This window comes from Actinoplanes oryzae (assembly GCF_030757795.1).
Classification (GTDB): Bacteria; Actinomycetota; Actinomycetes; order Mycobacteriales; family Micromonosporaceae; genus Actinoplanes.
Genome location: NZ_JAUQWH010000056.1, coordinates 34,649 through 48,601, shown reverse-complemented (window position 1 = coordinate 48,601; position 13,953 = coordinate 34,649). Strand labels below are relative to the sequence as shown.

The window sequence follows — 13,953 nt, the reverse complement described above, 5'->3', positions numbered from 1 at the left end:
CACACCGGCGTGGGCATCACCCGCGCCGACATCGCGGCGCAGCCTCGGCGGACGCCTGGGCGGCGGCGATGGTGGCGGTGCGGTTGGCCTCGGCCTCCTGCTCGAGCTTGTAGCGGGCGGCGTCGGCGGGCTTGCGGACCTCGGTGTCGAGCTGGCGCTGCTTGAGCTCGGCGTTGCGCTCGGCGACCTTCTGCTGCTCGGCGAGGATGGCCTGGTCGCGCTCGGCCTGGGCGAGCGGGCCGGCGGCGGCGGACTTGGCCTTGGCGGCGTCGATCTCGGCCTGGATGGCGGCCTGCTTGAGCGACAGGTTGCGCTGGGCCTCGGCGATGGCCTCCTCGGCGAGCAGGCGCTCCTGCTCGGCGGCCTGGCGGGCGCGGGCCTCGGCGATGGCGGCGTCCTTGAGCACGCGGGCGGCCTCGGGACGGCCCAGGTCCTGCAGGTACGAGCCCTCGGCGACGATGTCCTGCAGCTGGAACGTGTCGAGCACCAGGCCCTGGTTGGTCATCGAGTGCTCGGCCTCCTCGGCGACCGCGCTGGCGAAGGCCGCCCGGTCCCGGATGATCTCCTCGACGGTGAGCCGGCCGACGATCGAGCGCAGCGCGCCGGCCAGCACCTCGCGGGTGAAGTCCTCGATCTCGCTCTGCTGGTTGAGGAAGCGCTGCCCGGCGGCGCGGATGGCGTCCTCGGTGCCGCCGACCTTGACGATGGCGACACCGTGCAGCTCGGCGCGGATACCCTGCTTCGACACGGCGCCCTTGATGCTGACGTCGATGCGGCGGCTGGACAGGTCGAGCGACTGCAGCTTCTGCACGACCGGCATCACGAACACCGACGCGCCCATGACGACCTTCTGCCCGGACAGGTCGGTGGAGCTGGTGCCGTCGGCGGACTGGGTCACCCGGCCCTTGCGCCCGGTGATGATGAACGCCTCGTTCGAGCCGGCCACCTTGATCCGGGACAGCACGAATAACACGACCAGGACGGCAAGGACGACAACGCCGATCACGGCGATCACCACGGGGGACATCAGGGCCTCTCAGAGCGGGGGGTCTCGGCGACCCCGGGAGTTTCCTCGACCACGACGCTGGTCTCCGACGGTGCCTCGACCACGAAGACCCGCGCGCCGGCCGGGAGGGGACGGTCGGACCGGGCGTACACCTTGACGGGTTGCCCGCCGAGCCGCAGCCGGACCTCGCCGTACCCGGATCCCGCGGGCACCGGCGTGACGACCACGCCCTGGGTGCCCACGAGATGGTGCCGGGCCGGGGTGGCGTCGGTGGGCATGCTGCGCGCGGCCCGCGACAGGCGCCACGCCAGCCAGGCCGCCGGCACCGCGGCGAGCACCGCGATCACGCCCGCCAGGGCGACCGGCGCCCCGAGCTCCACGGCGATCGCCCCGGCGAAGCCGAGCGCGCCGGCGAACCCCGCGACCACCTCGAGCGGCACCAGCGCGTCGAACGCCGGGAACTCGAACCCGCTGAGCAAGGCGATCGCCAGCACGGCCACACCCGCGCCGCCGATCACCAGGAAAACCACGGTCGCCGTAGCCACCCCTGTTGCCTCTTTCCGCCCCGTCCCGGTCACCGACCGGCGCCATCAGGGTAGGGGACGGCCGCCACCTGCGGTTATCGGCCTCAAGGTCAGGATCAGGAGCAGGCGGCGACGACGGCGTCGCTGAGGTCGCAGAAGTGCTCGGACGCCTCGCCGCTGGGGTGCAGGCGGTTGGTGACGTAGGCCAGGACCAGGTCGCGGTCGGGGTCGGCCCAGGCCAGGCAGGCGTTGGAGCCGTTGTGGCCGAAGGTGCGCGGGCTCGTGCGGCGGCCCAGGGCCCGGATCCGGGTGGGGTCGTCGTCCGGGCCGCCCAGCTGGAAGCCCTGCGACCAGCGGACCGACCGGCCGAAGTACCGGTCGGTCTCCCCCTCGCTCGACGGCGTGAGCAGCTCGGCCGTCGCGGCCGGCGGCAGCACGTCGCCCTCGAGCACGGCCTGGTAGAAGCGGGCCAGGTCGCGGGCCGGGCCCGCCATGGTGGCGGCCGGGACGACCGCCTCGCGCAGCAGCCGGCGGTTGAAGAGCAGCTGGCGGGGCCCGGCCGCGCCGCGCAGCGGGACCCGGTGGCGCCACTGGTGGCGGGGCGTGCCCAGGTGAGTGTGGTGCAGGCCGAGCGGCTCGATCAGCTCGCGGCGCATCAGCTCGCGCAGCGGCTCGCCGGTCGCGCGCTGCAGCACCTCGCCGAGCAGGAAGCCGTAGCTGATCACGTGGTAGGCCGGCGCCGCCCCGGGCGCGTGGTGCGGCCTCGCGGCGGCGAGGGCGCGGGTCGAGCGCTCCCAGCTCGGGCAGGCCAGGGCGTCGCGGACCAGGCTGCGGGCCCACGGGAGACCGGAGCGGTGCTGCAGGACCTGCCGGACCGTGATGCCGTCCTTGCCGTGCGCCGCGAACTCGGGCCAGTGCCGGGCGATCGGGTCGTCGAGGTGGAGCGCGCCCGCGGCGGCCAGGCGGTGGGTGAGCACGGCGATGAACGGCTTGCCCGCCGAGAAGAGCAGGAACGGCACCTCGGGCGGCACGCCCCACGTGCGGTCGAGGACCACCTCGCCGCGGTGCAGCACGACGAGCTGAGCGCTCGCGCCACGCTCGGTGACGAGGTCGGTGACCCGGCTGAGCGCGGCGGCGCCGACATCGGTGACCGGGACGTCGCCGCGATGGTCCATGAGCATGACGTCCAGCTTGACAGCAGGTTAACCGTTTGGCTGCCGTCTGAGCCCCACGTCACCGTCCCGGGTGCCCGCCTTCCCGCGGAGCGCCCGGAGGTCAGCCGGCGTCGCCGTCGACGACGAGGACGCGGGTGAAGTAGTCGGCGAGGTTGGTGGCGAGGGGCTGGCGTTCGCCGGTGCCGGGGGTCCAGAGCCAGATGCGGACCGGCCCCGGCGGCCCGAAGGCTATCCGGTCGCCGCCCCCGGCGTCGTCGTCGCCGAAGAGCAGGAGGTCGTCGGTCTTGGCGTCGGCGTTCTCGCGGACGACCCGGTCCACCGACCAGATCAGCTCCACGCCGTCCGGGCTGCGCACGCCGTCGGTCTCGGCCAGCAGGGTGGCCAGGTCCTCGGGCAGCGGGCCGAGGCGGTCGGCCGCCGCGGCCAGGTCCGGGGCGGGCACACCCGCACTGAGCTGAGCGGACGGCATGACCGCCAGCAGGATGTCGCGCCACGAAACGGCCAGCATGAATGGCATCCTAGACACAACGAAGCCGTCCGTAAGCTCATTGTTGCGCTGAGGTAAAAGTCGTCGCCGGGCGTTGACCGTCGCATATGGATCACCGGAAGCTGTTCTCCGAGGTGGTGCACGGTGGAAGAATCCGGGTACGACGTGGTCATCGTGGGCGGCGGCACCGCCGGCGCGGTGGTCGCCTCGCGGCTGTCGGAGGATCCGGACGTCCGGGTGTGCCTGATCGAGGGCGGCCCGTCCGACGTGGGCGACGACCGCATCCTGCGGCTGCGCAACTGGATCAACCTGCTCGAGACCGAGTTCGACTACGCCTACCGCACGGTGCCCCAGCCACGTGGCAACGACCACATCGTGCACTCGCGGGGCAAGATGCTCGGCGGCTGCTCCTCGCACAACACCATGATCAGCTTGCTCCCCCCGCCCGCCGACTTCGCCGACTGGGTCGCCGCCGGCGCGACAGGCTGGTCGTACGCCGATATGCTCCCCTTTTGGGGTCGCCTCGCCACGCGGATGCAGCCAGTTGTCGAACGCAATCAGCCGTCGACTTCGTCGAGGCCGCGAGCCGCGCGCTCGATGTCCCGATGATTGCGGACTTCAACGCCGGTCCGTTCGCCGAGGGCGCCGGATTCTTCCCGGTCGCCTACGACCCGGCCACCGGGCACCGGCAGAGCTCCTCGGTCGCCTACCTGCACCCCCACCTCGGGCGTCCCAACCTCACGATCCGCACCGGCACGTGGGCCTTCGCGCTGGAGACGGCCGGCGACCGCGTGACCGGCGTGCGGGTCCGCAGCCAGGGCCGGACCGACACCGTCCGCGCCGACGAGTACGTCCTGAGCGCCGGAGCCATCGACACCCCGCGGCTGCTGCTGCTCTCCGGCATCGGGCCCGCCGCCGATCTGGAACGCCTGGGCATCCCGGTCGCCGCGGATCTGCCCGGCGTGGGCGAGAACCTCCTCGACCACCCGGAGTCGCTGATCCTCTGGGAGGCGGCCCGCCCGGTGCCGCCCGAGTCGGCGATGGACGCGGACGCCGGCCTCTTCGTGCGCCGCGACCCGGCCGGCAGCCGCCCCGACCTGATGTTCCACCTCTACCAGATCCCGTTCACGCTGCACACCGAGCGCCTCGGCTACGACGTGCCGGAGCACGGCTTCGGCATGACCCCGAACGTTCCCCGCCCGCGCAGCCGGGGCCGGCTGTGGCTGACGTCGCGGGATCCCGGGGTGCCGCCCGCGCTGGACTTCCGCTACTTCACGGATCCCGGGGGCCACGACGAGCGGACCATCGTGGACGGCCTGCGCCTGGCCCGCGAGGTGGCCGCCACGGAGCCGTTCGCGTCGTGGATCGCCCGGGAGATCGCGCCCGGGCCGCGGGTGCGGACCGATGAGGAGCTTTCCGCGTACGGCCGGGCAGTCCACCACACGGTCTACCACCCCGCCGGAACCTGCCGCATGGGCGCCGGCTCGGACGCGGCGGCCGTGACTGGGCCCGACCTGCGGTTGCGTGGCTTCACCAACGTACGCATCGCCGACGCCTCGGTCTTTCCGCTCATGACCTCGGTCAACCCGGTCGTCGCCGTCCTCATGATCGGCGAGAAGGCGGCCGAGCTGGTGCGGGGTCCCCTGGCCGCGGACGGTGGCGCTCCAGGCACGGCGGACCTGGCGGAGGGCTCGTTCAGCGGCTGACCGAGGAGGGGACCGATGATCACCGTCGACCGTCTGTGGAAAGTGTTCGGTCCCCGCCCGGAGCGGGTTCCCGGCTCGGAGCTGGCCGCGCTGCCCCGCGCCGAGCTGCACCGGCGCACCGGCTGCGTCGCCGCGGTCCGCGACGTGAGCTTCGAGGTGGCCGCCGGGGAGGTGTTCGTGGTCATGGGCCTGTCCGGCAGCGGCAAGTCGACCCTGGTCCGCTGCCTGACCCGGCTGATCGAGCCCACCGCCGGCGACATCGCCATCGGCGGCGACCCGGTGCGCGCCATGAGCCCGAAGCACCTGCGCGAGCTGCGCCGCCACCGGGTGGCCATGGTGTTCCAGCACTTCGGGCTGCTGCCGCACCGGCGCGTGCTCGACAACGTCGCGTACGGCCTGGAGATCCAGGGGACGAGCCGGACGGCCCGCCACCGCCGCGCCGCCGAGGTGCTGGAGCTGGTCGGCCTGGCCGGGCACGAGCAGCAGTATCCCGACCAGCTCTCCGGCGGCATGCAGCAGCGCGTGGGGCTCGCGCGGGCGCTCGCCGGGATCCGGAGGTGCTGCTCTTCGACGAGCCGTTCAGCGCGCTGGACCCGTTGATCCGCCGCGACATGCAGGCCGAGGTGCGCCGGCTGCACGCCGAGGTCGGCAAGACCATGCTGTTCATCACCCACGACCTCGCGGAGGCCCTCACCCTGGGCGATCGCGTCGCGGTCCTCCGCGACGGCGCCCTCGTCCAGGTGGGTACGCCGGAGCAGCTCGTGGGATCCCCCGCCGACGACTACGTGCGCGACTTCGTCCGCGACGTGCCCCGGGCCGACGTCCTGTCGCTGCGCTGGATCGTCCGCCGGACGCCCGATGACCCGGCAAGCGCGACGCCTGCGCCGGCCGCCCTGCCGGCCACCATGCTCATCCGCGACGCCGTGCCCCGGATCCTGCGGGCCCACGAGCCTGTCCCGGTCGTCGACGACGGCCGGGTCATCGGGGTCGTCGGCGTCGACGAGCTGCTGCCCGTCCTGGCCGGTCACCCCGATCGGATACCCGCATGAGCGCCGGCACGGCCGCCGCTGAGGAGGGATCCCGGCCCGCCGCCACCGTGTCCCGATGGCCGCGGCCGGGACGCCGTACCCTCGTCGCGGGACTCGCCGTCGCGGCCGTGGGCGCCTGGCTGGGCGTGCGCACGACGGGGGCCGCGGACAGCGACGACGCGGCCGCCTTCCGGTTCTTCGACGACGTGCGGGACTGGGTGGACGCCCATCGGGACACGCACCCGCTCTTCCGCTACGGCGTCAACTATCTCCGGCTCGCCGTCGTCGAGGTGGTCGGGTTCGTGCAGACGCTCCTGCACCTGCTGAGCGGTCCGGGCACGATCGCCGCCGTGGGCGCGGTCGCGTTCCTGGCGGCGGGGATCCGCACCGCGGTCCTGGCCGTCGCCGGGTTCCTCGGGCTCGGGCTGCTCGGCCTGTGGGAGGCGAGCATCGACACGCTCGCGCTGACCCTGGCCGCGGTCGTGCTCGCCGTGCTGATCGGGATGCCGCTCGGGGTGCTCGCGGCGCACGTGTCCCCGGTCGGCGCGGCGCTGCGGCCGGTGCTGGACGTGATGCAGATCCTGCCGACGTTCGCGTACCTCGCGCCCATGACCCTGCTGTTCTCGATCGGCGAGCCGGCCGCGGTGATCGCGACCCTGATCTACGCGGTGCCGGTCACCGTCCGCATCACCGAGCTCGGCATCCGCGGGGTCTCCCCCGTCGCCGTGGAGGCCGCCACGGCCCTCGGATCCACGCGCGGGCAGGTGCTGGCCAAGGTGCGGCTGCCGATGGCCCGGGCGAGCCTCGCCCTGGCCGTCAACCAGACGATCATGATGGCGCTGTCGATGGTCGTGGTGACCGCCCTGATCGACGCGCCCGGGCTGGGGCAGGACATCGTGCGCGCCCTGGAACGCGTCAACGTCGGCGCGGCCTTCGACGCGGGCCTCGCGATCGTGCTGCTCGCCGTCGTCCTCGACCGGATCACCACGGGCGCCGCCCGGCGGGCCACGGTGCACCGCTCGACGCGTACCCGACTGATCAGAACCGGTCTGGCAGCCGCCGCGGTCCTCGCGGTGAGCCTGATCCCGTGGGGGTCCGGCCATCCCGGGTACTCGTTCGCGCCGGTGGTCAACGACCTCACCGGCTGGGTGGAGCTGCACTGGTACGACGCCACCGACGCGCTCCGCAACGCCGTCAGCGCCGTGCTTCTCAACCCCTTGGAGTCGCTGCTCACGACCACGCCCTGGTGGTTCTTCGTCCTGGTCGTCGCGGTGTTCGGCACGCTCGGCGGGGGCTGGCGCTCCGCGCTGGTCGCCGCGCTCGCCGCCGCCGGGATCGCCGGGCTGGGGCTGTGGCTGCACGCCATGCAGACCCTGGCCACCGTGCTGGTCGCGACGCTGGTGACGATGGTGCTCGGGATCCTGTCCGGCGTCCTGTGTGCCCGGCACGACCGGTTCGCGGCGGCACTGCGGCCGATCCTGGACGCGGCGCAGACCATGCCGTCGTTCGTCTACCTGCTGCCGGCCGTCGCGCTCTTCGGGGCGAGCCGGTTCACCGCGATCGCCGCCGCGGTCATCTACGCCGTACCCCCGGTGGTGCGCCTGGTCGAACGCGGCGTGCGCGACGTGCCCGCCGAGGCCGTCGAGGCCGCCCGGGCGGCCGGCTCGACCCCCGCCCAGCTGCTCTGGAAGGTGCAGCTGCCGCTGGCCCGCCGGGGCCTGCTGCTCGCCGCCAACCAGGGCATCGTCATGGTCCTCGCCATGGTCGTGGTCGGCGGGCTGGTCGGCGCGGGCGCCCTGGGCTACGACGTGGTCGCCGGCTTCGCCCAGCGCGAGGACTTCGGCAAGGGCCTGGCCGCCGGCTTCGCGATCGTCCTGCTCGGCATCGTCCTCGACCGCCTCACCCAAGGTTTCGCGAAGGAGCGCGCCTCATGAGATGGGCCCTGATCACCTCCACCACGCTGCTGCTGGCCGTCGCGGGCTGCGGCGGCGCCTCCTCCACCGCCGGCACCGACGCCCCCGCCGCGAAGGGCACAGTCAAGATCGCGATCAACCCCTGGGTCGGGTACGAGGCCAACGCGGCCGTCCTGGGATACCTCCTCGAGCACGAGCTCGGCTACACCGTCGAGGAGAAGAACCTCAAGGAGGAGGTCTCGTGGCAGGGGTTCGAGACCGGAGAGGTCGACGTCATCGTCGAGAACTGGGGTCACGACGACCTCAAGAAGACCTACATCGACGAGAAGAAGGTCGCCGTCGACGCGGGCCCGACCGGCAACAAGGGCATCATCGGCTGGTACGTCCCCCAGTGGATGGCCGACAAGTACCCGGACATCACCGACCACACGAACCTGAACAAGTACGCCGGGCTCTTCAAGACCTCGGAATCCGGCGGCAAGGGTCAGCTGCTCGACGGCGACCCGTCCTTCGTGACCAATGACGCCGCCCTGGTGTCCAACCTGAAGCTGAACTACAAGGTCGTCTACTCCGGCTCCGAGGCCGCCCTCATCAAGGCCGCCCAGCAGGCCACGGCGCAGCAGAAGCCGCTGCTGTTCTACTTCTACGAGCCGCAATGGCTGTTCGCCAAGGAGAAGTACGTCCGGGTGAAGCTGCCCGCCTACACCGCCGGCTGCGACGCGGATCCCAAGAAGGTCGCCTGCGACTATCCCGATTACGTCCTCGACAAGATCGCGAGCAAGAAGTTCGCGGACACGGGCGGCCCGGCCTATCAGCTGATCAAGAACTTCACGTGGACCAACGACGACCAGAACCTCGTCGCGGACTATCTCACCAACCAGGGCATGGACCACGAGCAGGCCGCCGAGAAATGGGTCAAGGAGCACGAGGCCACCTGGAAGCCCTGGATCCCGTCGTGAGGATCGTGGTCATCGGCGCGGGCATCGTGGGATGCGCCCTGGCCGACGAGCTGACCCGCCGGGGCGCGACGGACGTGACCGTGCTCGACCAGGGCGACCTGGCCGACACCGGCGGATCCAGCTTCCACGCCCCGGGACTCGTCTTCCGCACCAACCCGTCACGGATGATGGCGTCCCTCGCGAAGGACACGGTGGCGAGGTATCAGGAGCTCGGCTGCTTCGACCCGGTCGGCAGCCTGGAGGTGGCGACGACGCCGGAGCGGCTGCGGGAGCTGCACCGCCGGCACGGGTTCGCGCAGTCGTGGGGGATCCCGTCGCGGGTGATCGGGCCCGAGGAGTGCGCCGAGCGGTATCCGCTGCTGGCCGTCGGCGCGGGCGGGCTCTCTCCGGCGGAGGGCGCGGTGCTGGGCGGGCTCCTTCCGGCGGAGGGCGCGGTGCTGGGCGGGCTGCTCGTTCCCGGCGACGGGCTGGCCCGGGCGGCGGCCGCGTGCCAGGTGCAGGCCGGCCTGGCGATCGAGCGCGGCGCGACGTTCCTCGGCCACCAGCGGGTCGTCGCGATCGACCGGGCCGGCGGGCGCGTCACCGGTGTGCGCACCGACGACACCACGTACCCGGCCGACGTGGTCGTGAGCTGCGCCGGCTTCTGGGGGCCGGTCGTCGGGCGCCTGGCGGGCGTCCCGGTCCCACTGCTGCCCATGGCCCACCAGTACGTCCGGACGGGCCCCGTCGCCGCCCCACCGGCCCCGATCCTGCGCCACCAGGACCGCGACCTGTACTTCCGCTCGCACGGCGACCACCTCGGCATCGGCTCCTACCTGCACCGCCCGATGCCCGTGGACCCCACGGCGCTGCGCGGGTCGATCCTGCCGTTCACCCCGGACGACTTCGCCGAGTCGTGGGACGCCGCCCGGGCGCTGCTGCCGGGCCTGCGCGACGCGGCGATCGCGCACGGCTTCAACGGCGTGTTCTCGTTCACGCCCGACGGCTTCCCGCTGCTGGGCGAGTCCCGGACGCTGCGCGGCTTCTGGACCGCCGAGGCCGTCTGGGTCACCCACTCCGCGGGCGCCGCCCGGGCCGTCGCCCGGTGGATCGTCGACGGGCGGCCGGGGCTGGACGTGCACGAGGGGGACCTCAACCGGTTCGCGGACGCGCGGACGTCCCCGTCGTACGTGCGCGAACGCTCGATCCGCAGCTTCATCGAGGTGTACGACATCGTGCACCCGCAGGATCCGCCGTCGGTGCGCGGTCTGCGGGTGAGCCCCTTCCACGAACGCCAGGCCGCCCTGGGCGCGGTCTTCGGCGAGGCCGCCGGGTGGGAGCGACCCCTCTGGTACGAGTCCAACGCCTCCCTCCCCGGGGCTGGCCTGCCGGACCCCGCAGGGGCTGACCCTCGGAGTGACCTTCTCGACGGCCTCGGGGCCGGCTTCCGGCTGGACGAGTGGTCGGCGCGGCACTGGTCGCCGATCGCGGGCGCGGAGGCCCGGGCGACGACCGAGCACGTCGCTCTCTACGACATGAGCCCGCTGACCCGGCTCGAGGTGACCGGGCCGGTGTCGTTCCTGCAACGGCTGACCAGCAGCAACGTCGATCGGCCGGTCGGGTCGGTCACGTACACGCTGCTGCTCGACGACGCGGGCGGGATCCGCAGCGACATCACGGTGGCCCGGCTGGGGCCCGAGCTGTTCCAGGTGGGCGTGAACGGGCCGCTCGACACCGCGTACCTGGAGTCGCTCGCGCCGCCCGGGGTGAGCGTGCGCGACGTCACGGGCGGGACGTGCGGGGTGGGCCTCTGGGGTCCGAAGGCCCGGGACCTGGTCACGCCGCTCACCGATCTGGACGTCACGCACGAGGGCTTCGGATACTTCCGCTGCCGGCAGGGGCACCTGGGCGACGTGCCCGTGACGATGCTGCGCGTGTCGTACGTGGGCGAGCTGGGCTGGGAGATCTACACCAGCGCCGACCTGGGCCGCCGGCTCTGGGACACGCTGTGGGCGGCCGGGGCGGAGCACGGTCTCGTGGCCGCCGGGCGGGCGGCGTTCCAGAGCCTCAGGCTGGAGAAGGGCTATCGCGCCTGGGGTATTGACATGACGACCGAGCACGACCCGTACGAGGCCGGTCTCGGCTTCGCCGTCCACCCGGACAAGGGCGACTTCCCCGGCCGGGCCGCCCTGCTCGCCAAGCCCCCGCCCACCCGTCGCCTCGTCCCCCTGGTCCTCGCACACCCCACGCCCTGCGCCCCGGCACCCGCCCCAGCCGCCGCGGCTGCACCCGCCCCGGCCGGCGCCGCAGCACCCGCCGCCGCAGCCCTGGCACCCGCCTCCGCCACCGCGGGGGCACCTACCCCTGCCGCCGCCGCACCCGCCTTGGCCGCCACGACCGAGATGACACCGTCAGCCGCGACCGAGATGACGACGTCAACGGGCAGGGAGGTGACGGTGTCAGCGCGGGGCGCGGCGACGGTGGTGCCGGTGGGCGGGGAACCTGTGTACGTCGGCGGGACCGCCGTCGGCTATGTGACCAGCGGCGCCTACGGTCACATCGTGGGGGCGGCGATCGCGTACGCGTGGCTGCCCGCCGCGCTGGCCGTGCCCGGGACCGCCGTGCACGTCGGCTGGTTCGACCGGCGGGTTCCGGCCACGGTGGCCGCGGAGCCGCTCGTCGAGGCGACAGGGGCGAGAGGAAAGCAATGACGACGTACGACGTGATCGTGGCCGGGCTGGGCGGCATGGGCAGTGCGACGGCCTACCACCTGGCGTCCCGGGGGCTGCGCGTGCTCGGGCTCGAGAAGTTCGGCCCGGCGCACGACCGGGGCGCCAGTCACGGCGGCTCGCGCATCACGCGGCAGTCGTACTTCGAGGGGGCCGACTACGTGCCGCTGCTGCTCCGGGCGTACGAGCTGTGGGAGCGGCTGGCGCACGACTCCGGCCGGGACGTGATCAGGCTGACCGGCGGGGTCATGGTCGGGCGGCCGGAGAGCCGGACCGTGTCGGGCAGCCTGGCCAGCGCGCGGCGGTGGGGGCTGAAGCACGAGATGCTCGACGCGGCCGAGCTGCGCCGGCGCTTCCCCGAGATGGATCCCGAGCCGGACGAGGTGGCGCTCTTCGAGGCCAAGGCGGGATACGTACGCCCCGAGGAGACCGTGCTCGCCCACCTCGACCTGGCCGCGCGGGCCGGCGCCGAGCTGCGCTTCCACGAGCCGATGACCCGGTGGGAGGAGACGGCCGGGGGCGGCGTCCGGGTCGACACGCCCGCCGGGTCGTACACCGCGGGCAAGCTCGTGGTCACACCGGGCCCGTGGGCGCCGCAGCTGCTGGCCGACCTGGGCATCGCGTTCACGATCGAGCGGCAGGTGCAGTACTGGTTCCGGCCGTCGGGCGGCGACTTCGCGAGCCTGCCCATCTACATCTGGGAGGATGCGGCCGGCAGCCAGGTGTACGGCTTTCCCGACGCCGGCGAGGGCGCGAAGATCGCGTTCTTCCGCCGCGGGGAGGTCACCACGCCGGAGACGATCGACCGCGAGGTGCACGACGACGAGATCGCGGCCATGGCGACCCGGGCCGGGCAGCACTTCCCGCAACTGCCCGGGACGTTCCTGCGCGCCAAGACGTGCCTCTACAGCAACACGCCGGACGAGCACTTCGTCATCGCCACGCATCCGGCGCACGCCGCGGTGACCGTGGCGTGCGGGTTCTCCGGGCACGGCTTCAAGTTCGTACCCGTGGTCGGCGAGATCGTCGCGGATCTGGCGGTCGCGGGATCCACCCGGCACCCGATCGCGCTGTTCGACCCGGCGCGCTTCACCGCACAGGAGGTTCCGTGACGGCGAGCCTGCACCCCACGCTGCCCGGCCACTACTACACCGATCCCGCGCTGTTCGCCGTGGAGCAGGCGCGGATCTTCGAAGCGATGTGGTTCTGCGCGATCCGGGGCTCGGACCTGCCGGCCCCGGGCGCCTTCCGGACGGTCCGGATCGGGCGCGAGTCCGTGCTGATCACCCGGTCCGCGGGCGGGGTGCGCGCCTTCCTCAACGTGTGCCGCCATCGCGGGGCGCAGCTGTGCACCACCGAGTCGGGCACGGTGAAACGGACGTTCCGGTGCACGTACCACGCCTGGGCCTACGACCTCGACGGCACGCTGGTCGCCGCGCCCAACCTGGTCAAGATGCCGGACATCGACCGCACCGAGTACGGCCTGCGACCGCTCGCCGTCCGCGAATGGCTGGGATACGTCTGGGTGTGCCTCGCCGACGATCCGCCGTCGTTCGAGTCCACCGTCCAGGGCGCGGTGGTCGAGCGCCTCGGCGACCTGGCCGCCATCGACCGCTACGGCATCGAAGACCTGGCGGTCGGCCGGCGCATCACGTACGACGTCCGCGCCAACTGGAAGCTCATCGTCGAGAACTTCATGGAGTGCTATCACTGCTCGACGATCCACCCCGAGCTGGTGCACGTGCTCCCCGAGTTCGCGGGCGGCTACGCGGCCCAGTACTACGTCGGGCACGGCGCCGCCTTCGCCCCCGGCGTCGAGGGCTTCACGGTCGACGGCTCGGCCGGGGTCACCACCATCGACGGCATCGACGCCGCGCAGGACCGCCGCTACTTCGCCGTCACGATCAAGCCGCAGGTGTTCGTCAACCTGGTGCCCGACCACGTGATCCTGCACCGCATGTATCCGCTCTCGGCCGATCGGACGATCGTCGAGTGCGACTGGCTGTACCTGCCGTCGGTCGTCGCGTCGGGCGCCGACCTGTCCCGCTCGGTGGAGCTGTTCGACCGCGTCAACCGGCAGGACTTCGAGGCGTGCGAGCGCTGTCAGCCGGGGATGAGCTCCCGCGCGTACGCGCAAGGGGGTGTTCTGGTCCCGAGCGAGCACCACATCGGCGCCTTCCACGCATGGGTCCGCGACAGGGTCGGCTGAGGCGCCGGGCCACCGCGCCATGGGCAACCGTGGAGTGCCGCGTGGCGCGCGCCACCGCCCCGGCCGGGGGCCCGCTCTGCGAGCAGCGCCGCGCGCCACGGAGACCGACGCCGCACGGCACGGGGACCGGGGCCGCGGGGCGGAGGCCAGCACCGCGCGCCGCGAGGGCCGGCGCCGCGCGGTGCGCCGGCGGCGCGGGGTGCGGCCGGAGCCGCGCGGTGCGGGCCGGAGCCGCGCG

10 protein-coding genes and 2 pseudogenes are annotated in these 13,953 nt (G+C 73.1%); 8 read left to right on the top strand and 4 right to left on the bottom strand.

The window, feature by feature from the left end:
* Positions 1-40: 40 nt before the first annotated feature.
* The 4 genes and pseudogenes from RBH18_RS19835 to RBH18_RS19820 form a co-directional block, all read right to left on the bottom strand.
* Positions 41-1,027 (bottom strand): annotated as a pseudogene (locus RBH18_RS19835) (SPFH domain-containing protein); the annotation flags it as partial.
* Positions 1,027-1,551, bottom strand: coding sequence for an NfeD family protein (locus tag RBH18_RS19830; RefSeq protein ID WP_306209921.1), 525 nt, complete (start codon positions 1,549-1,551; stop codon positions 1,027-1,029). The pseudogene RBH18_RS19835 and the gene RBH18_RS19830, both read right to left, overlap by 1 nt.
* Positions 1,552-1,646: 95 nt before the next feature.
* Positions 1,647-2,711 carry a serine hydrolase domain-containing protein gene (locus tag RBH18_RS19825; protein ID WP_306209919.1) on the bottom strand — a complete coding sequence of 355 codons (1,065 nt, stop codon included), beginning with the start codon at positions 2,709-2,711 and terminating at the stop codon, positions 1,647-1,649.
* A gap of 94 nt (positions 2,712-2,805) precedes the next feature.
* A complete protein-coding gene (locus tag RBH18_RS19820) occupies positions 2,806-3,213 on the bottom strand; it encodes an SMI1/KNR4 family protein (protein ID WP_306209917.1) in 408 nt (135 codons plus the stop codon).
* 123 nt (positions 3,214-3,336) lie between these two features.
* Between RBH18_RS19820 and RBH18_RS19815 the strand changes: the two genes are divergently transcribed.
* The 8 genes and pseudogenes from RBH18_RS19815 to RBH18_RS19780 all read left to right on the top strand — a co-directional run bounded on the left by RBH18_RS19815 (position 3,337) and on the right by RBH18_RS19780 (position 13,715).
* Positions 3,337-3,801: a GMC family oxidoreductase N-terminal domain-containing protein gene (locus RBH18_RS19815; protein ID WP_306209915.1), complete on the top strand. Its 465-nt coding sequence runs from the start codon at positions 3,337-3,339 to the stop codon at positions 3,799-3,801.
* Positions 3,798-4,898, top strand: a complete 1,101-nt coding sequence (locus RBH18_RS19810; RefSeq protein WP_306209912.1) for a GMC family oxidoreductase — start codon at positions 3,798-3,800, stop codon at positions 4,896-4,898. Before RBH18_RS19815 ends, RBH18_RS19810 begins: the two co-directional genes overlap by 4 nt.
* Positions 4,899-4,913: 15 nt before the next feature.
* A pseudogene (locus tag RBH18_RS19805) lies at positions 4,914-5,947 on the top strand (quaternary amine ABC transporter ATP-binding protein).
* Complete coding sequence (locus RBH18_RS19800) at positions 5,944-7,860, top strand: ABC transporter permease (protein WP_306209910.1); 1,917 nt, start codon at positions 5,944-5,946, stop codon at positions 7,858-7,860. The pseudogene RBH18_RS19805 and the gene RBH18_RS19800 overlap by 4 nt, the downstream one beginning before the upstream one ends.
* Positions 7,857-8,798 carry an ABC transporter substrate-binding protein gene (locus RBH18_RS19795; protein WP_306209908.1) on the top strand — a complete coding sequence of 314 codons (942 nt, stop codon included), beginning with the start codon at positions 7,857-7,859 and terminating at the stop codon, positions 8,796-8,798. The genes RBH18_RS19800 and RBH18_RS19795 overlap by 4 nt, the downstream gene beginning before the upstream one ends.
* Positions 8,795-11,488 (top strand): FAD-dependent oxidoreductase, encoded by a 2,694-nt coding sequence (locus tag RBH18_RS19790; RefSeq protein ID WP_306209906.1) that lies wholly within the window; start codon positions 8,795-8,797, stop codon positions 11,486-11,488. Before RBH18_RS19795 ends, RBH18_RS19790 begins: the two co-directional genes overlap by 4 nt.
* Positions 11,485-12,618, top strand: coding sequence for an N-methyl-L-tryptophan oxidase (gene solA, locus RBH18_RS19785; protein ID WP_306209904.1), 1,134 nt, complete (start codon positions 11,485-11,487; stop codon positions 12,616-12,618). Before RBH18_RS19790 ends, solA begins: the two co-directional genes overlap by 4 nt.
* Positions 12,615-13,715 (top strand): aromatic ring-hydroxylating oxygenase subunit alpha, encoded by a 1,101-nt coding sequence (locus RBH18_RS19780; protein WP_306209903.1) that lies wholly within the window; start codon positions 12,615-12,617, stop codon positions 13,713-13,715. Before solA ends, RBH18_RS19780 begins: the two co-directional genes overlap by 4 nt.
* Positions 13,716-13,953 lie beyond the last annotated feature (238 nt).